The 419-nt window shown below is 40.6% G+C and carries 1 pseudogene; it reads right to left on the bottom strand.

Annotated elements, in window-relative coordinates:
- Nucleotides 1-414: pseudogene (locus tag JHD82_RS29085) on the bottom strand (glycosyltransferase); the annotation flags it as partial.
- Between the last annotated feature and the right edge of the window lie 5 nt (nt 415-419).

The raw sequence follows: 419 nt of genomic DNA, 5'->3' as shown, positions 1-419 counted from the left end.
AATCAATTCTTTGATATATGCAGAGCAATGGTATAGCAAAGAAGTTAGTGTGCGCTCGATAATTTTTCGATTGTTATGTATAAGAACGACAACGCTAACTGAATGTCGAAAATTTGTAAATTCCGGCTTTGCAGTGATGGCATCGAGTCGAGAAAACCATGAATTCTCCCAAACAAACCGATCCCCATGTTCTTTGAACACACGATCATCCAGATGCATGACCTTAGCGCAAGCCAGGGCAAAATCTTCTGGATTTTTCTCAATCATCAATCCAGGGTATCCATTTATTTCCGGTAAATCAGTGGAAATGACAGGCTTACCGGCAAACAAATACTCAAAGACTTTAATGGGAGATACAGCATCAGAGATTTTCCCCGGAGTAAATGGAAGCAAGCAGAAATCCGAGTACGCCAAATATG

It is taken from the genome of Delftia sp. ASV31, from assembly GCF_016428765.1.
In the GTDB taxonomy this organism is placed as follows: Bacteria; Pseudomonadota; Gammaproteobacteria; order Burkholderiales; family Burkholderiaceae_C; genus Comamonas; species Comamonas acidovorans.
The sequence above is the reverse complement of the archived record's forward strand: the minus strand, read 5'-3'. Positions and strand labels throughout refer to the sequence as shown.